Annotated in this window: 15 protein-coding genes; 7 read left to right on the forward strand and 8 right to left on the reverse strand. The window is 64.7% G+C overall.

All coding sequences use genetic code 11. From position 1 onward, the window contains the following. Nucleotides 1-39: 39 nt before the first annotated feature. Nucleotides 40-1,311 (reverse strand): hypothetical protein, encoded by a 1,272-nt coding sequence (locus tag GGR44_RS02810; RefSeq protein ID WP_183953899.1) that lies wholly within the window; start codon nucleotides 1,309-1,311, stop codon nucleotides 40-42. 290 nt (nucleotides 1,312-1,601) lie between these two features. On the opposite strand from GGR44_RS02810, the gene gyrA reads away from it, so the two are divergent. Both gyrA and GGR44_RS02820 read left to right on the forward strand, forming a co-directional pair. Then, nucleotides 1,602-4,334 carry a DNA gyrase subunit A gene (gyrA, locus tag GGR44_RS02815; RefSeq protein WP_183953900.1) on the forward strand — a complete coding sequence of 911 codons (2,733 nt, stop codon included), beginning with the start codon at nucleotides 1,602-1,604 and terminating at the stop codon, nucleotides 4,332-4,334. 236 nt (nucleotides 4,335-4,570) lie between these two features. Next, entirely contained in the window at nucleotides 4,571-5,566 is a 996-nt protein-coding gene (locus GGR44_RS02820) for a hypothetical protein (RefSeq protein WP_183953901.1), read from the forward strand. A gap of 462 nt (nucleotides 5,567-6,028) precedes the next feature. Here the strand turns inward: GGR44_RS02820 and glgX are convergent, their stop codons facing one another. The 6 genes from glgX to GGR44_RS02850 all read right to left on the reverse strand — a co-directional run bounded on the left by glgX (nucleotide 6,029) and on the right by GGR44_RS02850 (nucleotide 16,662). Further along, nucleotides 6,029-7,906, reverse strand: a complete 1,878-nt coding sequence (gene glgX / locus GGR44_RS02825) for a glycogen debranching protein GlgX (protein ID WP_183953902.1) — start codon at nucleotides 7,904-7,906, stop codon at nucleotides 6,029-6,031. Further along, nucleotides 7,903-9,345 carry a glycogen synthase GlgA gene (gene glgA / locus GGR44_RS02830; protein WP_183953903.1) on the reverse strand — a complete coding sequence of 481 codons (1,443 nt, stop codon included), beginning with the start codon at nucleotides 9,343-9,345 and terminating at the stop codon, nucleotides 7,903-7,905. Before glgA ends, glgX begins: the two co-directional genes overlap by 4 nt. A gap of 7 nt (nucleotides 9,346-9,352) precedes the next feature. Beyond that, on the reverse strand, nucleotides 9,353-10,612 hold the full coding sequence (glgC, locus tag GGR44_RS02835; protein WP_183953904.1) for a glucose-1-phosphate adenylyltransferase: 1,260 nt from the start codon (nucleotides 10,610-10,612) through the stop codon (nucleotides 9,353-9,355). Between the two features lie 32 nt (nucleotides 10,613-10,644). Next, entirely contained in the window at nucleotides 10,645-12,804 is a 2,160-nt protein-coding gene (gene glgB / locus GGR44_RS02840) for a 1,4-alpha-glucan branching protein GlgB (RefSeq protein WP_183953905.1), read from the reverse strand. A 57-nt stretch (nucleotides 12,805-12,861) separates the two neighbouring features. Next, nucleotides 12,862-15,327, reverse strand: coding sequence for a glycogen/starch/alpha-glucan phosphorylase (locus GGR44_RS02845; protein WP_183953906.1), 2,466 nt, complete (start codon nucleotides 15,325-15,327; stop codon nucleotides 12,862-12,864). A 105-nt stretch (nucleotides 15,328-15,432) separates the two neighbouring features. Further along, a complete protein-coding gene (locus GGR44_RS02850) occupies nucleotides 15,433-16,662 on the reverse strand; it encodes a serine hydrolase domain-containing protein (protein WP_183954224.1) in 1,230 nt (409 codons plus the stop codon). 144 nt (nucleotides 16,663-16,806) lie between these two features. Between GGR44_RS02850 and GGR44_RS02855 the strand changes: the two genes are divergently transcribed. The 5 genes from GGR44_RS02855 (at nucleotide 16,807) to GGR44_RS02875 (ending at nucleotide 22,823) form a co-directional block, all read left to right on the forward strand. After that, on the forward strand, nucleotides 16,807-17,319 hold the full coding sequence (locus GGR44_RS02855) for an RNA polymerase sigma factor (RefSeq protein WP_183953907.1): 513 nt from the start codon (nucleotides 16,807-16,809) through the stop codon (nucleotides 17,317-17,319). A gap of 55 nt (nucleotides 17,320-17,374) precedes the next feature. Beyond that, nucleotides 17,375-18,295, forward strand: a complete 921-nt coding sequence (locus tag GGR44_RS02860; RefSeq protein WP_183954225.1) for a FecR family protein — start codon at nucleotides 17,375-17,377, stop codon at nucleotides 18,293-18,295. Then, a complete protein-coding gene (locus tag GGR44_RS02865; RefSeq protein ID WP_183953908.1) occupies nucleotides 18,279-20,723 on the forward strand; it encodes a TonB-dependent receptor in 2,445 nt (814 codons plus the stop codon). Before GGR44_RS02860 ends, GGR44_RS02865 begins: the two co-directional genes overlap by 17 nt. A 120-nt stretch (nucleotides 20,724-20,843) precedes the next feature. Next, nucleotides 20,844-21,950: a hypothetical protein gene (locus tag GGR44_RS02870; RefSeq protein WP_183953909.1), complete on the forward strand. Its 1,107-nt coding sequence runs from the start codon at nucleotides 20,844-20,846 to the stop codon at nucleotides 21,948-21,950. A 72-nt stretch (nucleotides 21,951-22,022) separates the two neighbouring features. After that, a complete protein-coding gene (locus GGR44_RS02875) occupies nucleotides 22,023-22,823 on the forward strand; it encodes a rhamnogalacturonan acetylesterase (protein WP_183953910.1) in 801 nt (266 codons plus the stop codon). Nucleotides 22,824-22,842: 19 nt separating this feature from the next. Here the strand turns inward: GGR44_RS02875 and GGR44_RS02880 are convergent, their stop codons facing one another. After that, a complete protein-coding gene (locus GGR44_RS02880) occupies nucleotides 22,843-23,460 on the reverse strand; it encodes a CatB-related O-acetyltransferase (protein WP_221214238.1) in 618 nt (205 codons plus the stop codon). Nucleotides 23,461-23,477: the final 17 nt, after the last annotated feature.

Below are 23,477 nucleotides of genomic sequence, written 5' to 3' on the forward strand. Positions count from 1 at the left end.
AGCGCACCCGCGCCCCGCCGTGCAATCTTATAGGGTCGCTCAGGCCCCCTTGCTAGCCAGATAGGTCAGCCACAGTTCCGCCACCTGCTTGCGCGCGCCCGTCTGAACCGCGGTGAAAGCCGCCTTGGCGCCCGCCATATCGCCGCCCAGCGTCTTGGCGATGCCCAGGCGCAGGTTGGTTTCGTCCATGTCGACGCCGCCCTTCTGCTTGGCCAGTTCAAACATCGCGGTGGCCTTGGCGTAATTGGCGTAGCCCAGATAAGCGTCGCCGACCGAAGCGGCGATCTTGCCGTTCGCGGCCTTGGCCGCATCGGCCTCGCCGCTGGGCAGCGACGCCTTGTCCGGGCCGATCTTGTCCACCGCGATCTGATAAAAATCGGCCATCTGCGTGGCGCTCATCTTGCCCTCGGCGCGACCGGCATCAATCGCCGACTTGACCTCGCCATAACTGCCGGTCTTCGAGGCCATTTCCGCATATTCCATGAAATCGCCGGCCACTTTCAGGCCGCCCGAAGCCGACATCAGGCGGTAAACGTCCAGGTTCTCGCGATTGCTCAGCGTCGGGTTGGCCTGCAGGAACAGGCGGATCAGCGTGCGCAGATTTTCGCCGCTGGGTTCGGCGGCATAGGCCAGCTTCGCCCATTCGGCGACTTCGGGCAGCTTGGCGGCGGCGGCGCGGCTGACGCCGATCTGATACCATTGCGCGGGCACCGGCTGGCCGCCGGCCTTCAGCGCGTCAGCGGCGGTCTTCAGCGCGGCCAGGCCCTGCTGGTTGAAACCGCGCGCCGGCTCGACCGCGGCGTTGGCGGTCCCCGCCTTGCCGAAATAGGCCTGGGCGATTGTCACCTGCACGGATTCGGGCTTGGCGCCCGCCTGCAACGCCGCCTGCGCGCGCTGGATGGCCAGGTCGTATTCCTTCGCCTGGAAAGCGCCATTGGCGGCGATTTCGTTGAACTGCGCCAGATTTTCGGCGGGGGTCAGGCCGCTGTCCAGCATCTGCGCCAGCGCCTCGCCCTGCAGCGCGCCGTCCTTGCTGGTGATCGACAGGTTCAGCTTGATCGCGCCAACCTGATATTTGTCGTCATTCGACTTCGACAGCCCGTCGGCCTCGGCCAGCGACGCCTTCGCCGCTGCGAAATCCTGCTTCTCCATCGCCGCCTGCGCGGCCTGCAACGCCTTGATGACCTCGGGCGACACATTCAGCTTCGGCCCGGACTGCTTCTTTTCCTTCGCGGCCATGGCGGGGGCGGCAACGACGCCGCCGGTCAGCGCCAAAGCCAGCGCGAGCGCCACGGGGGTAACAAAACGCATGATCCTCTACTCCTTTGCAGCCCGTGCGGCACACAGGCGACCTCTCTGCCGATGCACCGGTTAGGGGCCGGTGCGTGAACGGGCTTTGAACAAGCCTAAAATGATGGCCAATGCAACCATGATGCGCTGGACTCTCACGCATTTAACGGTCGACGCCGTTCAACGCTCCATAGCGGCTCTAAAACTTCCGCGCGCACGCGCACGCGCGCGAGCGCGCGAGGGGTGACAGATTTGTTTCGCTCGGCTAGAGCCGTTGGCCATACCCCATCCCACCCGAAAAGAGAGTCGCATTGACCGACGAGACCGCCCTCGCCGACCCCTCGGACATCAGCCCCATTTCCATCGTCGAGGAGATGAAGGCCAGCTATCTCGACTATGCGATGTCGGTCATCGTCGCGCGCGCCCTGCCCGACGTGCGCGACGGGCTGAAGCCGGTGCACCGCCGCATCCTGTTCTCGGCCAATGAGAGCGGCTTCACCTACAACAAGCCCTATCGCAAGTCGGCCCGCATCGTCGGCGAAGTGATCGGTAAATATCATCCGCATGGCGACAGTTCGATCTACGACGCTCTGGCGCGGATGACGCAGGACTGGGCCATGCGCGTGCCGCTGATCGACGGCCAGGGCAATTTCGGCTCGATGGACCCCGATCCGCCTGCCGCCATGCGGTATACCGAAGCGCGCCTCGCCAAGGTGACCAACGCCCTGCTCGACGATCTCGACAAGGACACGGTCGATTTCCAGCCCAATTACGACGCCTCGGAAAGCGAGCCGCAGGTGCTGCCGGCGCGCTTCCCCAATCTGCTGGTCAACGGCGCGGGCGGCATCGCGGTCGGCATGGCGACCAACATCCCGCCGCATAATCTGGGCGAAGTCATCCGCGCCTGCCTCGCCTATATCGACAATCCCGGCATCAGCACCGACGAACTGATCCAGATCGTCCCCGGCCCCGATTTCCCCACCGCCCCGCTGATCCTGGGCCAGTCGGGCGCCCGCGCCGCCTATCACACCGGGCGCGGCTCCATCATGATGCGCGCCCGGCATGAGATCGAGGAAGGACGCGGCCGAGGCAGCGAGGTGCGCCGCTCCATCGTGCTCACCGCCATCCCCTATCAGGTCGGCAAGAACGGCCTCGTTGAAAAGATCGCCGAAGCCGCCAAGAACGCCAGAGATAAAGACCCAGACGTTCGGAAACGGGGCATTGAGGGAGTCGTCGATATTCGCGACGAATCCAGCCGCGAAGGTGTTCGGATCGTCATCGACCTCAGGCGTGACGCTCAAGAAGAGGTCGTGCTCAACCAGCTCTGGCGCAACACCCCTGCCCAGTGCAGCTTCCCCGCCAACATGCTCGCCATTCGCGGCGGCCGCCCCGAAACGCTGGGCCTGCGCGACATTATCGAGGCGTTCATCCGCTTCCGCGAGGAAGTCATCACCCGCCGCACCAAGTTCGAGCTGAACAAGGCGCGCGACCGCGCCCATATCCTGCTTGGCCTGGTCATCGCGGTCACCAACCTCGATGAAGTCGTCCGCATCATCCGCGGTTCCTCCAGTCCCGCGCAGGCGCGCGAGGCACTGCTCGCCATCGACTGGCCGGTGGCGGAAATCGCCCCCTATCTGCGCCTTGTCGAAGCGATCGAAACGGACGTCTCCGGCGACACCTATCGCCTGACCGACATTCAGGTGCGCGCCATCCTCGACCTGCGCCTGCATCGCCTCACCGCCCTTGGCCGCGACGAAATCGGCAAGGAACTGGCGGAACTGGCCGCCGCCATCGCCGAATATCTCGCCATCCTCTCCGACCGCGCCAAACTCTGCGCCGTCATGCGCGAGGAGTTCGAGGCGATCGAGCGCGACTTCGCCACCCCGCGCGTCTCCGAAATCACCGCCGCCGCCGACGGGATCGAGGATGAGGATCTGATCGAGCGCGAGGAGATGGTCGTCACCGTCACCATGCAGGGCTATATCAAGCGCACCCCGCTCGATACCTTCCGGGCGCAGGCGCGCGGGGGCAAGGGCCGCAGCGGCATGGCGACCAAGGATAAGGACGCCGTCACCGAACTCTTCGTCACCTCCACCCACACGCCGGTCCTCTTCTTCTCGACCGCGGGCAAGGTCTATCGCATGAAGGTCTGGCGCCTGCCCGAAGGCGGCCCGGCGACGCGCGGGCGGCCGATGGTCAACCTGCTGCCGCTCGGCCCGGGCGAAACCATCTCCACCGTCCTCCCCCTGCCGGAGGATGAGGCCGAATGGGCCAAGCTGCACGTCATGTTCGCCACCGCAAAGGGCAATGTCCGCCGCAACTCCATGGACGCCTTCGCCAATGTGCCCAGCAACGGCAAGATCGCGATGAAGTTCGAGGGCGAGGATGAGGATGACCGGCTGATCGGCGTCGCCCTGCTCGACGAGCGCGACGACGTGCTGCTCGCCACCCGCAACGGCAAGGCGATCCGTTTCCAGGCGGAGGATGTCCGCGAATTCCAGAGCCGCAACTCCACCGGCGTGCGCGGCATGAAGCTGGCCGACACCGACGAAGTCATCTCCCTCTCCATCCTCCACCGCTCCGGCGCCGATCAGGACCAGCGCGAGGAATATCTGCGCTATGCCCCGTGGAAGCCTGAAAAGGACGGGGAAATGCAGGATCAGGCCATGTTCGCGCTGATGAAGGAGCGCGAACAGTTCATCCTCACCGTCTGCGCCAACGGCTATGGCAAGCTGTCATCGGCCTATGAATATCGCCGCACCGGGCGCGGCGGCCAGGGCATCACCAATATCGACAATATCGCTCGCAACGGCCCCGTCGTCGCCAGCTTCCCCGCGACCCAGGCCGACCAGTTGATGCTCGTCACCGACCAGGCGAAACTGATCCGCATGGGCCTTTCGTCCCTGCGCGTCATCGGCCGCGGCTCGGCGGGCGTCCGCCTCTTCAACGTAGCCGACAACGAACATGTCGTCAGCGCCGCCCGCATCGAGGAAAGCGAAGAGGAAGCGGTGGGCGAAGGCGGCGAGGAAGCGACAGAGGCGTAAGCCCTCCAGCAACACCTCTCCCAAATCGTCACCCCGGCTCTGAGCCGGGGTCCAGCTTCCCTCATTCCAAAACCGCCTAGGCCGGTGGAGAAAAAGAGTGCAGCTCCCTCTGTGGCAATCCTGCGTCCGCCCCTGTCACCGGAATCCCCTGCGATTGAGGCGACCTACTTTGACATTGCCAGCCAGATTGAGGCAAACATCCCCACCTTAGGAGGTTTCCAACAAGGGGCTGTTAAATGACGAACAAGAATGTCGCTTTAGCGGGTGGCGGGCTTGTCGCTCTGGGATTGTTTCTACCCATAGCGACATTGCCGGTTGTTGGCACAATGAACCTAATGGGCGGGGGCACGAACTGGTTCGCTCTTTCCGTCATGGCGCTCGCGATCATCGTGCTTGTCTTGGCATTCCGGTCCAATGAGCGCGATGTTATCTTCCCCGGCGCAGCTATCGCCGTCATGCTGGCCTACCGCTTTGGGATGCTCCAATGGCACATTGCGGAAATGCGGAGCAGACTGGACGAACTAAAAGACAACCCATTCGCTGGAATCGCCGAAACGGCAATGGGAGGCGTCCAACTTCAGTGGGGCTGGCTCGTTCTTGCAGCAGGGGCCGCCGCGACAATTTATGCGGGGATTCAGGCTCGCAAAGCAGAGGAAATTGGCATCTTGGAGCGTCCTGACAGCAGCGCAACGAAGATAGCCGCGGTTTCTACTGCACTCATGATCGTAGTTCCAGCATATGAGTTGGCCCAACTGGTAAGCGAGAAATCGGCTGAGGTAGCTGGAGTCGATAGCATGAACCCGACTAACCCTGCTGCAACTTCGGTGGACGCTCAGGCAGTACAGGCCAGCCGCGAGCAAGCTGACTACATTGCAAAGAGCCTCAAGGTCTATGATCTTAGTGCACGATATTTCGATAGTATGCTGGACGGCCGCATTCCCGGCGTCGAGTTCAAAATCAAAAATAACGGCAATCGTACCCTCAACAAAGTCACTGTTCGCGTTGTTTTTCAGGATAAGGATGGCAACCCTATTGCTGAGGAAGAATACTATCCCGTCTTGGTAACTTCGTCTAGCTTTGGCAATGATAACACACCACTGCGACCCAACTATATATGGCAGCAAGAGTCCGGCCAATTCTATTCAGCAAAGAAGGTGCCCAATGAGTGGGAACCGGGTCGCGCCACCGCGACTATCACCGAAATTGAGTTCGCAGACACAGGATTACAGTAGCAGTCCACTCACCCCCCAACCTGATCGCCCTCCACAACGTCAAACCCACCCCAAAAAATTCCCCTGTCCTACAGCCCCGCCCCAATGTTACGCCCGTGCCCGTCCGATCCGCATACAGCGTCAGGGTTGCGCGCGGTGTTGGACGCCTTGCAAGGGACGGGGAGTCCATCACCCCGATAAAATGGAGCGTTCGGCGCCGGGGGCGTGGACGCAGGAACAACAAAAGTGCCACGGACAACCGGGCGCGAACCCATACTGCCATTCCATGGCAGGGCCGGTTCATAAGTTATTGTTTTTGTACCTTCAAATCGCCACATCGGGAGCATTCCCGCCCGTCGCGGCGATTTCGCCCGGCTCCGTCGGACGATAACATCAACCGGACCCGGCGCCGCGGGGCGGGCCGACCGGACCCACTCAACCGCCCGGACGGCTTTTCATCCGGGCGGCTTTTTCCGTGGCTTTTCAAGTCTCTGCGGTCAACACTTCAACCGACCGCGCAGCCACGCGCACCGCCCCCAGCGGCGTCGCAAAGTCGCCATCCTCGCCCGACCCGTTCACGCAGATCGCTAGCCCGGCCTCGACCAGCCAGAGCGTCACCCGCCGCCGCTCCGCCTCTTCCCATTGCGCCACCCGCATCGCCGCGCCGCCCTCGTCCAGCCACAGCGCCGCCTCCGGCGTCAGCCAGGCCACGTCCCGCAATCCCGCCACCCGCGCGCGCAGCGCCGCCATTGCCCGCGCATGACCCCAGATCGCCTCGTCCCGCGCCGCCCAGTCGACCCAGCCGATGCCGTTATCCTGCGCATAGGCATTGTTGTTGCCCCGCTGGCTCCGCCCGAATTCGTCCCCCGCCGTCAGCATGATCGTGCCGCGCGACAGGAACAGGGTGGACAGCAACGCCATGACGTCACGCCGCCGCGCGGCCAGCACGGCCGGATCGTCGCTCGGCCCCTCCACGCCATTGTTCCAGCTTAAATTATGGTCGTGCCCGTCGCGATTATCCTCGCCATTGGCGTGGTTGGCCTTGGTCGCATAGGCAGTCATGTCCGCCAGCGTGAAGCCGTCATGCGCGGCCAGAAAATTGACGCTGCGGCTCCTCGCGTCCCCGCCGAACAGGTCCGACGATCCCGCCAGCCGCGTCGCCAGCGCGCCGATCATCCCCGCGTCCCCGCGCCAGAAACGGCGCATGTCGTCGCGATAACGGTCATTCCATTCCAGCCATCCCGGCCCGAACCGCCCCAACTGGTATCCGCCCGGCCCGATGTCCCATGGCTCGGCGATCATCACCCGGTCCGCCAGCACCGGGTCCGCCGCCATTTCCCGCAGCAACGGCGCGGCCGGATCGAAGCCATCGGCCATCCGCCCCAGCGCCGGGGCGAGATCGAAGCGGAACCCGTCCACCCCCGCCTGCGTCACGAACCAGCGCAGCGAATCCAGGATCAACCGGCGGCTCACCGGATGATTGCAATCAATGCTGTTGCCGGTGCCGGTATCGTTGATCAGCCGCCCGTCGGGCTCGTGCCGGAAATATGATCGCGCATCCAGCCCGCGCAGCGACAGCGTCGGCCCCATCCCGTCACTCTCGCCATCATGGTTATAGACGACGTCCAGGATCACGCCGATCCCCGCCGCGCGCAGCGCCGCCACGCTCGCCCGCAACTCCGCCATGCCCCCCGGCGCGAGGCGCGGGTCGAGCGCGAAATAGCTGACCGGATTATAGCCCCAGGCGTTGGTGAGGCCCAGCGGCCCCAGATGCCGCTCATCAATCCATGCGTTGACCGGCATCAATTCCACCGCGCCGACATGCAGCGCCTGCAAATGGGCGATCACCGCCGGATGCGCCAGCGCCTTTATGGTGCCCCGCTGCTCGGCCGGAATATCCGGGTGCGCCATGGTGAAGGCCCGCACCTGAAGCTCGTAGATCAGCCCGCCCGGCGCAAAAACCGGCGGCGCGGGCGGCACGGGCGCGCATGGCGCTTCCACCACCCCCTTGGGCGCGAGAGGCGCGGTGTCGCCCCCGTCCCCCCGCCGCGCGGCCAGCCGGGCATCATAGGCAAAGGCGCGGTCGATGGCCGTGGCATAGGGGTCGAGCAGCAGCTTGTCGGGGTCGAACCAATACCCCGCATCGGGATCATAAGGGCCATCGGCACGCAGCCCGTAACGCGCCCCCACCCCCACGCCCGCGACATGGACGTGCCATAACCCATCGTCCCCCCGCGCCATCGGCAACCGCGCCTCATGGTCGCCCGCGTCGAACAGGCACAGCCACAAGGCGGTCGCATCAGGCGCATGAACGGCAAAATCGGCCCCGGTCGCGGAAAGGCGCGGCCCCGCCCCCCTCATCCCGCCGCCTTCACCAGGTCGGCGAACAGGGCGGCATAGCGCGCCGCGCTCCGCCCCCAGGAAAAATCGGCCTTCATGCCGTTGCGCTGCATCGTGATCCAGCCCGGCCGATCGCCATGCAGCGCCACCGCCCGCGCCATCGCCCGGCGCAACGCCCCGGCGTCGTCAGGCGCGAAGTGCAGGCCCGTGGCGACGCCCGCCGCCACCGCCGCCTCATTGGCGTCGATCACCGTATCGGCCAGCCCGCCGACCCGCGCCACCACCGGCACGCAGCCGTAACGCAACCCGTAAAGCTGGGTCAGCCCGCACGGCTCGAAGCGCGACGGGATCAATATCGCGTCGCCGCCCGCCTGCATCATGTGCGACAGCGGCTCGTCATAGCCGATATGCGCGCCCACCCGCCCGCGATGCTTGTCCGCCGCTTCCAGAAACGCCGCTTCCAGTTCTGCGTCGCCCGACCCCAGCAGCGCCAGCTTCGCGCCCATGGCGACCATCCCGTCCATTTCCTCGACCAGCAGGTCCATGCCCTTTTGCCAGGTCAGGCGGCTGATGACGATGAACAGCGGCGCGCGATCCCGCTTCAGCCCGAACGCCTGCTCCACCGCGCGGCGACTGGCCATTCGCCCGCCCAGTCTGCGCGCGGCAAAGGGCGCGGGCAGCATCGGGTCGGCCTCAGGATTCCACAAATCCGTGTCGATGCCGTTCAATATGCCGTGCAGCCGGTCCGCCCGCCCGTCGAGCAGCCCGTCCAGCCCCATGCCATCGTCGGGCCTGCGGATTTCCTCGGCATAGGTCGGGCTGACCGTGGTGATGGCATCGGCCGAAATCAGCCCCGCCTTCAAAAATCCGACGCCGCCATAATATTCGATCCCGTCCATCGCCCAGCTTTCGGGCGGCAGGCCCAGCCAGCCGAAAATCTCCGCCCCGAACCGCCCTTGAAAGGCGAGATTATGGATGGTCAGCACGCGGGGCAGATGCGCGGCCGGGCCAAAGCGCATATAGGCCATGGCCATCGCCCCCTGCCAGTCATGGGCGTGGACGATATCGGACCGCCACCCTTCGACGCCCGCCGCCGCCAGGTCGGCCGCGACCTTGCCCAATGCGGCAAAGCGCCGCCAATTGTCGGGCCAGTCCTTGCCCGCCGCATCGCCATAAATGCCGCCCTCGCGCGCGAACAGCGCCGGGCTGTCCAGCACCAGCAGGTCATGCCCCGCGACATGCGCCGCCAGCACGGTCGCAGGCACGCCCAGCAACGCATCATATCGCGCGACTTCCCGCGCCTCGCCCAGCCGCGCGATGATCGCCGGGTAGCCGGGAACCAGCGTCCGCACGACCACATCCTCGCCCGCCAGCGCAGCGGGCAATGCCCCCACCACATCGGCCAGCCCGCCGGTCTTGACCAGCGGATAGATTTCCGATGCAACCGCCAGGCACTTCATGCGCGCGTCACGCCTCCAGCCGATCGATCATCGGCTGCGTGATCAGGCAGATGCCGCTCTTCGTCCGGCGGAACCGCAGCGCATCATCTTCGGGATGCTCGCCCACGATCAGGCCCGGCGGGATCGCTATGCCGCTGTCCACCACGCATTTATGCAGCCGCGCGCCGCGCCCCACCTCGCATCCGGGCATGATGATGCTTTCGGTGACGGACGAGAAGCTATGGGTGCGAACGCCTGAAAACAGCAGGCTCCGGTGCAGCGACGATCCCGACACGATGCACCCGCCCGCGATCAGCGACGATGTCGCGGCCCCGCGCCGTCCATCCTCATTATGCACGAACTTGGCGGGCGGCGTGACCTCCGAATAGGTCCATAGCGGCCAGCTGCGGTCATACAGGTCGAGCGAGGGCACGACATCGGTCAGGTCGATATTTGCCTGCCAATAGGCGTCGATGGTGCCGACGTCCCGCCAATAGGGCACGGCCTCGCTCTCCGCCCGCACGCAACTGCGCGAAAAACGGTGCGCGACCGCTTTGCCGTGGCGCACGATATGGGGGATGATGTCGCCGCCGAAATCGCGATTGCTCGCCGGGTCGGCGGCGTCGCGCCGCAATGTCTCGATCAGATATTTCGTGCGGAACACATAAATGCCCATCGACGCCAGCGCCATCGCGGGATTGCCCGGAATGGCGGGCGGATCGGCCGGCTTTTCAAGGAAAGCGGTGATGTTGTCGGCGTCGTCGACATGCATCACGCCAAAACCGCTCGCCTCCTCGCGTGGCACCTCCAGGCATCCGACGGTGACGTCCGCGCCACTATCCACATGCTGCTGGAGCATGAGTTCATAGTCCATTTTGTAAACATGGTCGCCCGCCAGGATGACCATATATTCGGGCGCATAGCTTTCGATGATGTCGATATTCTGGAACACCGCGTCGGCCGTCCCTTCATACCACTGGCTTTCCGACACGCGCTGGCTGGCGGGCAAGATGTCGAAGCTTTCGTTGCGTTCGGTGCGAAAGAAGTTCCAGCCGCGCTGCAAATGGCGGATCAGCGAATGGGCCTTATACTGGGTCGCCACGCCGATGCGCCGGATGCCGCTATTGAGCGCATTGGACAGGGCGAAATCGATGATCCGCGCCTTGCCGCCGAAATGGACAGCGGGCTTTGCGCGCTTGTCGGTCAGTTCGGCGAGGCGACTGCCCCGCCCGCCCGCCAGCACATAGGCCATGGCGTCGCGCGCGATCGGATGGTTTCCGCGCTGCATCCTCTTATCTCTCCATCGCCCCGGCGCTCGCCCTATTCTTCCCATTCCAGCATCAGCGTGCCCAGCGGCGGCAGCGTCACCTGCGCCCAGCCATCGGCCCCGGCATCGACAAAGCCCAGATTGCCGATGTCCGACCCGCCATAATAGGCCGCATCGCTGTTCAATATCTCGCGCCAATGGCCGCCCTGCGGCAATTTCAGCGGATAAAGCGGCCGTTCGACCGGGGTCAGGTTGCTGATGACGACAATCGGCTTCTCCCCCGGCGCGCGCCGAACCCAGGCGAACACGGAATCGGCGGCCGCGTCGACCAGCACCCATTCGAAACCTTCAGGCTCGCAATCGCGGGCGTGCAGAGCCGGGCGCGATTTGTAGAGCCGGTTCAGGTCGCGCACCAACTGGCGCACGCCGCGATGGGGCGCATAGATATTCAGCCCCCATTCCAGCTCGCCATTCTCGCTCCACTCCTCGCGTTGGGCGAATTCCTGCCCCATAAACAGCAGCTTCTTGCCGGGATAGCCCCACATCAGCGTGTAAAATGCGCGCAGCGTCGCGAATTTTTCCGGGTCGCTACCCGCCATCTTGTGCAGCAGCGACGATTTGCCGTGCACCACCTCGTCATGGCTCAGCGGCAGGACGAAATTCTCGTTGAAGGCATAGAGCAGCCCAAAGGTCACATCGTCATGGTGGTGGACCCGATGCACCGGATCGCGCGCCAGATAGCGCAGCAAATCGTGCATGAAGCCCATATTCCACTTGAAGCCGAAACCCAGCCCGCCCTCATGCACGGGGTGCGACACTTTGGGCCAGCTTGTCGATTCCTCGGCGATGGTCATCACGCCGCCATGCGTGGCATAGAGCGCCGTGTTCATGTCGCGTAGAAAGCCAACCGCTTCCCAATTCTCGTTGCCGCCCTCGGCATTGGGCACCCATTCCCCGTCCCCGCGCGAGTAATCAAGATAGAGCATGGAGGCGACCGCATCGACTCGCAGCCCGTCGACATGGAAACGCTCGGCCCAATAAAGGGCGTTGTTGATCAGATATTGGGCGACCTCGCGCCGCCCGAAATTGAAGATCGCCGTGTTCCAGTCGGGGTGAAATCCCTTGCGCGGGTCTTCATGCTCATACAGGGCCGTGCCGTCGAAACGGGCCAGACCATGATCGTCGACCGGGAAATGGGCCGGCACCCAGTCGATCAGGACGCCGATGCCCGCCCGGTGCGCGCCATCGACGAAACGGGCGAAACCTTCAGGATCGCCAAAGCGCGCGGTCGGCGCATAAAGGCCGGTGGTCTGGTAACCCCAGCTCGGATCATAGGGATATTCGCTGATCGGCATGAACTGGATATGGGTGAAGCCCATTTCCACGACATAGGGAATGAGGCGCGACGCCATCGCGTCCCAGGTCAGGAAATCGCCATGCTCGTCGCGCTGCCAGGAACCGGCGTGAACCTCATAAATCGAAATGGGCTGGCGGCGCAGGTCGACGCTCTTCCAATGGTCGCGATGCTTGGCGTCGCCCCACACATGCGCCATCGGCTCGGCCACGACCGAAGCGGTCGCGGGCCGCAATTCCGACTGAAAGGCGAAAGGGTCGGCCTTGAGCGGCAGCAGCGTGCCGTCAACGCCCAATATCTCATATTTATAGGCCGTGCCGGGACCGATGCCGGGCAGAAAAATCTCCCAAACCCCCACATCGGCGCGGCGGCGCATGGTCGCGCGGCGACCGTCCCAGCGGTTGAACTCGCCGACCACCGAAACCCGTTTCGCATTGGGCGCCCACACCGCGAAATGCGTGCCCTCCACCCCTTCAAACGTCATCGGATGCGCGCCCAGCTTGTCGAACAGCCGCTGGTGCGATCCTTCCGCCAGGAAATAATCGTCCATCGGCCCCAGCACCGGGCCGAAGCTGTAGGGGTCTGTCATGTCATATTCGGCGCCATCGGCGTAAACGGCGCGATAGTGCAGCGGCGTCGGCTCCTCGATCGCGACGGCGCCCGCAAACAGCCCCGCCGGGTCGATCCGGGCCAGCTCGCCCACGACTTCGCCGTCCAGGGTCTGCGCCTCCACCGACACCGCTTCGGGCATGAAGACGCGGGCGACCAGCGCCGCGCCTTCGACATGGACGCCCAGGACGGAAAACGGATCATCCTCCAGCCCGGTGGTAATCCGTTCAATCCGTTCGGGTGTCAGCATCGGCACTCTCCATCTCTGCGCGAATCGATCTTAACGAAAAACGCAATCTTTCGGAAATTACGGTATTTTCCAGATATCTCTCGCATACTCGCGGATCGTCCGGTCGGAAGAGAACCACCCCATGCGCGCGACATTGTGGATGGCCATGCGCGCCCAGATCGCGGGATCGCGCCATAGCTCGTCAACGCGCCGCTGCGCCGCAGAATAGCTGTCGAAATCGGCCGCGACCATGAACCAGTCGCTATTGTAAATGCCATCGATCAGGCCCTTGTAGCGGTCTGGATCATCCGGGGAAAACACCCCGCTGGCGATTGCGTTCAACGCCTGCGACAATTCCTTGCTCTGGCCGATGGCTTCGCGCGGGTCATAACCCTTGGCGCGCCGCTCGTTCACCTCCTGCGCGGTGAGGCCGAATATGATGATATTCTCCTCGCCCACATGGTCGCGCATCTCGACATTCGCGCCGTCGAGCGTGCCGATGGTCAGCGCGCCATTGACCGCGAACTTCATGTTCCCTGTGCCCGACGCCTCCATGCCGGCGGTCGAAATCTGTTCGGACAGGTCGGCGGCGGGGATCATCACTTCCGCCATCGACACATTGTAATTGGGCACGAACTGGACCTTCAAAAGGCCCTGAACCGCCGGGTCGTAATTGACCGCGCGGGCGACGTCATTGGCCAGTTTGATGATGAGCTTGGCGTTATGATAGCTCGGCGCGGCCTTGCCCCCGAACAGCTTGACGCGCGGCGCCCAGTCCTTTTCCGGGTGCGACCGGATCTGGTCATAGAGGGACACCGCCTCGATGATGTTCAGCAATTGCCGCTTATATTCATGGATGCGCTTGATCTGGATGTCGAACAGCGCCGCCGGATCGATCCGGGCGTTCAACCGCTTGCGCAGCAGGCTGGCCAGCGCCTCCTTGTTGGCGCGCTTGACGGCCATGAACCGTTGCTGGAACGCGCCGTCGTCGGCGAAGCGGTCAAGGTCGCGCAGCGCCTCGGCATCGTCCATGAACGCGTCGCCAATCGCCTCGCGGATCAACTCGAACAGACCATGATTGCACTGCATCAGCCAGCGGCGGAAGGTGACGCCATTGGTCTTGTTGTTGATCCGCGCGGGATAGAGCCGGTGCAGGTCGGAAAAGACGGTGACCTTCATCAGATCGGTATGCAGCGCCGACACGCCGTTGACGCTGTGCGATCCGGCAAAGGCCAGGTTGCCCATGCGCACCCGCCGCGCGCCGCCCTCGTCGATCAGCGAAATCGCGCTGATCGCGCCATCGTCGAACTGGCCCGACCGCCGCGCTTCCGCCAGCAACCGGCTGTTGACGGCATAGACGATCTGCATGTGCCGGGGCAGCAGCCGCTCGAACAGCGGCACCGGCCAACTTTCCAGCGCCTCGGGCAGCAGCGTATGGTTGGTGTAGCTGAACGTGCGGCGGGTAATGTCCCACGCCTCGTCAAAGTCGAGGCCATGAATGTCGAGCAATATCCGCATCAATTCCGCAACCGCCACCGCCGGGTGGGTATCGTTGAGCTGGATCGCGGCCTTGTCCGGCAGCGTCTGGATGCTGCCGAAATATTGCAGGTGTCGCCGCACGATGTCCTGCAACGATGCGGAGGAGAAGAAATATTCCTGCCGCAACCGCAATTCCTGCCCGGCCGCCGAACTGTCGGCGGGATAGAGCACGCGGGTCAGCGCCTCCGCCCGGTTGCTTTCGGAGAGCGCGCCCAGATGGTCGCCCGCATTGAACTTGTCGAGCAATATCGGGTCGATCGGCTGCGCCTCCCACAGACGCAGCGTGTTGACCCGCTTGCCCCGCCAGCCGGCAATCGGCGTGTCATAGGGGGTGGCGATCACCCGCTCGACCGGTTTCCACATCATCTGGTGCGGCCCGGCATTCTCTCCCTCGGCCGGGTCGACCAGCCCGCCGAAACCGACCTCATAAGACGCCTCGCGCCGCTCGAACTCCCAGGGATTGCCGTGCGTCAGCCAGGTCTCGGGCAGCTCCACCTGCCAACCGTCCGACATTTCCTGCCGGAACATGCCGTTCACATAACGGATGCCATAGCCATAGGCGGGGACGTCCACCGTCGCCATGGATTCCATGAAACAGGCCGCCAGCCGCCCCAAGCCGCCATTGCCCAGCGCGGCGTCCGGCTCCAGCGCGGCGATCAGATCGATGTCGACGCCCAGCGACGCCAGCGCCGCCTGCATATCGTCCATCAATTCCATGTTCGACGCGGCGTCGCGCATCAACCGGCCGATCAGGAACTCCAGGCTCAGATAATAGACCCGCCGCCCTTCTTCTTCATAGGTCTTTTGCGTCGAACTGATCCACGCGTCGATCACGCGATCGCGAATGGACAGGATCACCGCGTGCAACCAGTCATGGGGCTTGGCCGCAACCGCATTCTTGCCGATGCGATAGGTCAGCCGCTCGACGATCTCGCGCGCCAGCACGTCAGGGGCCGATTGCCTCGGCTCGGGCCTGGGAAGGTTGGTCGTGCCCTTGAGAGCCATGGCGATCTCCCTGCTATGTCGCTCACGATGATGGCACAGGCTCGCCCCCCACGCCACAGACTATTTCGGCGACGCAGCGAAAATTCCCTTCCCTTTTCAGGACTTTTATCCGCCCTTGCGCTGCACCAGCGCGGATTGCACAAGGGCGCGGATTTCCGCCCTGACCGGATAGACGGTCGACGGCAGATGCTGGGTCATGAACAGGAGGATAAGGTCTTCGATCGGGTCGATGAAGAAATAGGTCGAAAATATCCCGCCCCAATAATATTCGCCGACGCTGCCTTCCCTCACGCCCAGCGAAGGATTCTGCGTCACCGCAAAACCCAGCCCGAAACCGACCCCCGCATAACCCGCCTCGCTGAACATCGCCGTCGACATGGCGGTCAGATCGCGGTCGCCGGGCAGGTGGTTGGACCGCATCCGCTCGACCGTAGCGGCCTGAAGCAAACGCGCCCCATCCAGTTCCCCGCCGCGCAGAAGCATCCGCGCGAACCGGTGATAATCGGCGGTCGAGGACACCAGCCCGCCGCCGCCGGAATAGAAACGCTGCGCCCGCCGCCATCCGCTGCGCGCGCCCCGGTCGACCAGCGCCAGCTTGCGCTCCGGCGTCAATTGCCAGGCGTCGGTCATCCGCTCGGTGCGGTCCTCGGGCAGGCGGAAGAAACTGTCCGTCATGCCCAAAGGCTCGAAAATGCGGGTGCGGAACATCTCTTCCAGGTCCATGCCCGCCAGCCGCTCGACCACCACGCCCAGCACATCGGTCGACACCGAATAATTCCACTTGTCACCCGGCGAAAATTCCAGCGGAATATCGGCCAGCGCCGCGATGAACTCGTCGGAACTGCGGTTCTGCTGAAACTCGTCCAGCCCGCGTTCGCGATAGATGGCGTCGATGTCGGTCTGGCGTTGTAGGCCATAGGTCAGGCCCGACGTGTGCCGCAACAGGTCGACCATCAGCATCGGCCGGTCCGGCGCGCGCCTTTCCATGCCCACGCTCACGCCCGCAAATTCGGGCAGCACGGTTGCGACCGGGTCGTCCAGCGCGACCTTGCCTTCCTCCACCATCATCATGAAGGCGACCGACGTCACCGGCTTGGTCATTGACGCGATGCGATAGAGCGAATCCTGCCGCAATGGCTCGCCGGTTTCGCGCGCCTGTCCGCGCACGGCATCGACAACCACCCGCTCCCCGCGCGACACCAGCAGGTGAAAATGGGGAATGGCGCCGCTGTTCAGATAGGTGCGATCCAGAAAATCGACCGCCCGCTGCAATCCCGCCGGGTCCATGCCCGCCGCCTGTGCGGCCTCGGCATACACGCCCTGTCCCTCATCCATGGTCGTCAAAGCTGGTTCGATCCCTTCATGTCAGACCCATGGGCTAGCCCATCGGGCACAAGTGGTAAAGGCGACGGATTGCCAAGGGCGCGCGCCACCGACTATGGCAGGCGGGCTGAACCGCCCCGAATGGATCTTATGCGCATGGCCGACGGCCTGGCCCCTGTCTTTCTGGAAAACCGCGCCGCCCTCCTACGTTTCCTGCGCGCACGCGGCGCCGGTGACGACGCGGAGGATCTGTTGCAGGATCTTTGGCTGAAGGTCGACGGCCGCGCCCTTGACGGCATCGACGATCCGCTGCCCTATCTTTATCGCATGGCCAACAACCTGATGCTCGACCGTTTCCGGTCGACATCCCGCCGCGAGCGGCGCGAACAGGACTGGGTCGACAGCTCGACCGGGGTGATGGCCGAATCGGCCGATCTGACGCCGGTGGACGAACAACTGATCGCCGCACAGAGGTTGCAGGCCGCCAGCGCGGTGCTGCGCGATCTCGGGCCGCGCGTGGAACTGGTGTTTCGCCGCTTTCGTTTGGAAGGGGTGGGGCAAAAGGCGATCGCGGAGCAACTGGGCGTCAGCCTGACCACCGTCGAGAAGGATCTGCAAAAGGCCTATCGCGCGCTGATCGCCCTCCAGAAAAATTGGGATACGGAATGATCGGGGCGGCTACGTCCTGCATCACGGGGCAAGACATATGAACGGGGCAGACACGATGGTGGAAGAGGAGGCGACGGCGTGGGTTATCCGCACGCGCGATCCGGATTTCCGGGACTGGGCGGGCTTCACGCTCTGGCTCGAACGATCGCCGGACCATGCCCGGGCCTATGACCGGATGATGGCGGTCGACGCTGGATTGCCCGCGCTGATCCCGGCACAGCCGGAATATGTCACCGCGCCCGCCAACGATCGCGGCGAACCGGGCTGGCGGCGCTGGCGCTGGATCGGCGGCGGCGCGATCGCCGCCTCGCTGGTGGCAATGCTGTCCGTCGGCATGATGACGCGCGCCGACATCTACACCATCGAAACCCGCCCCGGCGAAACCCGCGCAATCGCCCTGGACGATGGCACCCGCATCGAAATCAATGGCGACACCAGCCTGCGGCTCGATCATAACGACACGCGCTTTGCCGCGCTGGACCGTGGCGAGGCGACCTTCACCGTCACCCATGACGAAAGCGATCCCTTCCGCGTCACCGTGGGCCAGGCGGTGTTCGAGGATGCCGGCACCATGTTCAACATCATCCACAGCGGCGCCGTCACCCGCATCGGCGTGGCCGAGGGCAAGGTGATCTTCAATCCCGACAGCGACGCCATTGCCCTGCCAGCAGGCCGCGCCCTGCGACAGGACCAGAGCGGCGTGCTCCTGCAATCCGTCGCCCCGGAAAGCGTCGCTGGCTGGCGCAAGGGCAGCCTGACCTATGACAACGCGCCGCTCGCCGATGTGGCGGACGACATCGCCCGGTCGCTGGACGTGCGCGTGACCGGCGCGCCGTCGCTGCGCTTCACCGGCACGATCCAGCTCGATCGCGACCCGCGCCGCTTCTTTGCCCGCGCCGCGCCGCTAATGGGTGTCAGCGCCGTGGAAACCGCCAATGGCTGGGTTTTGAAGGAGACGGATGAAGCCCTCCGCTAGGGTCGCCTGCCTCACCGTCGCTCTGGGCCTGCTGGCGGCCCCACCCGCATCGGCGGCGGAACGTCATGACATCAGCATCGCGCAGGGAAGGCTGGGCGATGCCGTGATCGCGCTCGCCCGTCAGACCGGCACCAGCATCGGCATGACCGATCCGGCGCTGGCCAACCTGCCTGTCCCCGCCCTATCCGGCCGGATGAGCGTCGACGACGCGCTCGCCCGCCTGCTGCGCGCCGCTCCGGCCCGCGCCCGCAAGATCGACGGCGCAAGCTGGCGCATCGCATCGGCGCCGCGCCGTCGCCCGCCTGCCGCCCCGCCTCCCCCGGCGCCGCGCCCCACCGCTCCCCCCGCGCCCGAAGAACCCGCCGCCGATATCGTCGTCACCGCGTCGAAGCGCGACACGCCCCTGCTCCGCTATGCCGGCGGCATCGACATGGTGACCGACAACATCCTGTCGACTAGCGAGGCGGCAGGCGGTACAGCCACCCTGTTGCAGCGTGTCGCGGCGCTCAGCTCAACCCATGTCGGTTCCGGGCGCAACAAGCTGTTCGTCCGCGCCATCGCCGACTCCGGCTTCACCGGCCCGACTCAGGCGACCACGGGTCAATATTTCTCCGACATGCGCCTCAACTATGCCGCGCCCGACCCGGACCTGCGCCTGTTCGACGTCGGCGGCGTGGAAGTGCTCGAGGGGCCGCAGGGCACGCTCTACGGCGCCGGATCGCTGGGCGGCATATTGCGCATCGTGCCCCATGCACCCAATCTGGGCGAATGGAGCGGGCAGGTGAGCGCCGGCGTCAGCGCGGTCGAACATGGTCGGGTGGGCGGCGACCTGTCGGCCGTGCTCAACATTCCCCTCATGGCCGAAAAACTGGCGCTGCGCATCGTGGGATATGGCGTTGACGAGGGCGGCTATATCGACGACCGGCTGCGCGGGCTCAGGGATGTCAACGACACCCGAACGCGCGGCGCGCGCGCCGCTCTGCGCTTTGCGCCCGATGACGCCTGGATCATCGACCTCACCGGGCTTTACCAACGGATAGAAGGCGACGACGCCCAATATGCGGCGCGCTCGGTGAGCGAACTGGCGCGCGAATCGACCGTCGCCCAGCCCTATTTCTCCGATTACTGGCTGACCAACCTGCGGATCGAGCGGCAATGGGACAGTCTGCGCTTCGTCTCCTCCACGGGCTATGTCCACCAGGTGCTGGCCGAAAGCTATGACGCGACCCAGCCGGGGGGATCGTCGGGGCTCTTTCGCCAGCAGAACAGCATCGACCTGTTCACCACCGAAAACCGGCTGGTGCGCGATCTCGACAACGGGCTTGGCTGGATTCTCGGCATGTCCTTTCTCGAAAGCACGTCTAACATCCGCCGTTCGCTGACCTATTATGGCGATCCGCACGAAGCGCCGGCGGTTCTTCCGGGCGTTGCGGTGATCGGCATGGGGATTCCGGCCCCCGCTACCGGGGTGAAGAACAAGGTGCGCGAAGCCACTTTGTTCGGCGAAGCCTCGGTCGAGCCATGGCGCGGCCTGATCGCGACCTTCGGCGGACGACTGACGCACAGCCGCCTCTCGGGCAAGGCGCTCGACCCGGTCGATGCCCTGTCCGATTATGATCTCGCCAGAGCCGAGGCGCAGGCCGACCGGACCGAAACCATCTTCCTGCCGTCCTTCTCGCTGCTGACCGACGCCCTGCCCGGCCTGACCATGTTTGCCCGCTATCAGCAGGGCTTCCGGCCCGGCGGTCTGGCCGTTGACGACCAGCGCGTTCGCCGCTTCCGCAACGACCGCATCGGCACCGCCGAACTCGGCATCCGCAGCGGCCAGCCCGGCCGTGATCCGGTCGCCTTCTCCGCCAATTTCGCCTATACCGACTGGCGGGACATTCAGGCCGACGTCACCGATCGGCGCGGCCTGCCGACCACCGCCAATATCGGCGATGGCCGCATCTACACGCTCGAAGGCCGCCTTGTCCTGCACCCCGCCCGCGGGCTGACCCTCGACGCCAGCGCCATCTATAATGACAGCCGCCTCGTCCGGCCGACCCCGCTTGTCCGGGCGCTGCACTTCGAAGGCCAAAGCCTCAGCCTGCCCAATGTCGCCAGCCTGGGCGGACGGCTGGCGGTCGACTATCGCCTGCCGGTGGGCAATGCGGCGCAAATCCGCATCAACGGCTCGGCCTGCTATGTCGGCAAATCCCGCCTTGGCGTCGGCCCTTCGCTCGGCGGCGAACAGGGCGACTATGTCGACACGGCCCTGTCCGCGTCATGGTCGCGCGGGCCGCTGGAACTGTCGCTGTCGCTCTCCAATATTTTCGACAGCAACGGCAACCGCTTTGCGCTGGGCACCCCCTTCGACCTGAGCACCGATTATTACACGCCCGTCCGCCCCCGCACGGTGCGCGTGGGCATGGCCTTCGCTTTCTGATGATCGCATCGGTCTATCCGGTTTATCGCGGTTGAGTTTTTCGCCAGCCTTTATAATGTCGCGCCGCAACATCGCGTGAACAGTTAAGGCCCGACAGGGGCAACGGCAGGATTGTCTTTGATGACTGAACCCAGGCCCAGCGGCACCTATTCCTTCGGACGTGACTATTTCCAGACCAGGCTTGAAAACTGCTTCGTCGATTTCGCCCCCGGAACCACCAGCCCAGATATATTGGTGGTGACGTTCGAGGGCGCGGGCGAACCGCCCCACCGCCCCGATGCGGCGCGCGAACCCTTCGGCGCCAAATTCTATCTGGGCGAAGGATACAGCCTGCTCGGTTTCAAGCCGATCAACGTCACCTGGTATCGAACCCGCGACGTCATCGACTATTTCTATTTCCTCAAGGCCACCGGATTTTTCGACCGCTTTTCAAAGGTCGTCTTCACCGGCGGCAGCATGGGCGGCTATGCCAGCCTGGCCTTCAGCACCGTGGTGCCCGGCGCGGTCGTCATCGCGCTCCAGCCGCAATCGACCCTCTCGCCTGCGCTCGTCCCCTGGGATCATCGCTGGCCGGTCGGTTCGGCGCAGGACTGGAGCGCGGATTTCATCGACGGCGCCGACTGCGCGCAAACCGCGCATGAGGTGATCGTTGTATATGATCCCTTCCTGCCAAAGGACGCGCGTCAGGTTACGCGCATCGGCATGGAGCATGTCAATCCGGTCCGCATTCCCTTCGTCGGGCACAAGATCGGCGCCGCGCTCCTGTTGGGCAAGACGCTCAAGCGTCTCATGCGCGCCGGGATAGATGGGCGGCTCGACGCTGCGGAGGCGCGCGCGATCACGCGCGACAGCCGGCAGTCGGTGCTCTGGTTTCAAAGCGCCCTCACTTATCTGGGCAATCGCAAGAAGCGCTGGCTGCTCGAAATCGTGCGCCGCAACATGCCCTATGATCCGGACGAGCATCCCGGCCTGTGGATGGCCTATCAGGTCGCCTTCGAAGGCGATTTTCCGCCCGAGGAAGTCGAGCGGCAATGGGCGCACGGCCTCGCCAAATGGCCCACCAACCCGCGTTTGGCGATCGGCCATGCCCATTATCTCTGGCGCAGCGACCGCAAGGAAGAGGCCGTGGCGTTCCTGACCGAAGCGCAGACCAGGGTGGGCAACGCCCGGCTGGTGGCCCATGCCTTGCGGTCACGGCCCTTCAACACTCTGTCGGCCGCCGCCTGATCCGCGACGAAAAGCCCCGGCGGCGCGACGGCCGCCCTTGAACTGGCGCGCCGCGATTTTCATCTTGCGGGCATGACAAGCGCCGTCCTGTCCTCCTTCCTGCTCTGGGCGATGGCCGCCTTCGCCCAGGTCAGCGCCGCACCCGCCGCTCAAAAGGCCGGGCAGGACAGCATCATATTGGTCGGTGATTCGACGGTGGCCGCCAACAGCGGATGGGGTCAGGCCTTCTGCGAAACCCATGTCAGACAAGGCGTCGAATGCCTCAATCTGGCGCGCAGCGGGCGCAGCAGCAGGACTTTCATCAGCGAAGGCTTCTGGGCCGGCGCCCTCACCGAACTACGCCGTCGGAGCGACCGCAATGTCTGGGTGCTGATCCAGTTCGGCCATAATGATCAGGGCAAGACCTATCGGTCGACCGATCCCGATTCGGAATTCCGGGACAATATTCAGCGCTTCGTGCGTGACGTGCGCGCCAGCGGCGCAAAACCCGTGCTGGTGACCCCGGTCACGCGGCGCACCTTCGTCGGCGACCGGCTCGACAACACGCTGGAACCCTGGGCGCAAAGCATCCGGGCCGTGGCGCGGGAGACGGAAACGCCGCTGGTCGACCTCAATGCCGACAGCGTCGCCGCCGTGCAGGAAATGGGGCCGAAAAAAGCTGCGCTCCTCGCGCAACTGCCTCCCGGTTCCCAGCCCCGCCGCCTTGCCGCCAACGACGGATCGGGCAAGCCGGGGGCCTATCTCGCCTTTGACAAGACGCATCTGGGCGCGCGCGGCGCGACGATCTTCGCCCGCATGGTCACGCGCGATCTGGTGCATGAAGCGCCCACCATGCGTCCGATGCTGCAATTCGCCGCCGCCAACGACAATTGAGCGGCTGATCGCATCGGCGTCAGGGAAGAATGATCGCTGATAGGTCGACCTCTTCGTGCGGCCCGATCTGCCGTTCGAAAAAGGGCACGTTGCGCTTGATTCGGGGCAACGGCCAGTCCCACCAGGCGATGGCGGCCATCTGCGCGCGGACATTCTCGGTAAATCGCCAGCGCAGGAATTTGGCGGGCACGCCGCCGACGATGGCGAAATCCGGCACGTCGCTGGTCACCACGGCGCCCGCTGCAATCACCGCGCCATTGCCCACTGTCACGCCCGACATGATGCTGACGCTGTCGCCCATCCAGACATTGTGGCCGATGACGATCGGCCCCTTGCTATGCCCGCCGCCGCTGGCGCCGATCATCTTCTGCAGGCGGATCTGCAAATTGGGCACCTGCGTGTCATGGCTCGACGCGATCATCCGGCAATTGTCGCCGATGGCGCAATATTTGCCGACCGACACGCGCCCGCGCGTCTTCACCGATCCGGTGAAGGCGGTGAAATAGCCTGCGACGAAGAGGCCGACCGATTCGAGCAGGTCGGCATGGACGCGAACATTGCCCCTGGCGCGGTCTTCAGCGTCGTTGACATTGAAATAACGCGGTGTCGCGGCGGCGGCGTCGCGGTTATCGGTCATCGGGCAAATCCTCCTGC

Source organism: Sphingobium fontiphilum (genome assembly GCF_014196635.1).
Taxonomy (GTDB): domain Bacteria; phylum Pseudomonadota; class Alphaproteobacteria; order Sphingomonadales; family Sphingomonadaceae; genus Sphingobium; species Sphingobium fontiphilum.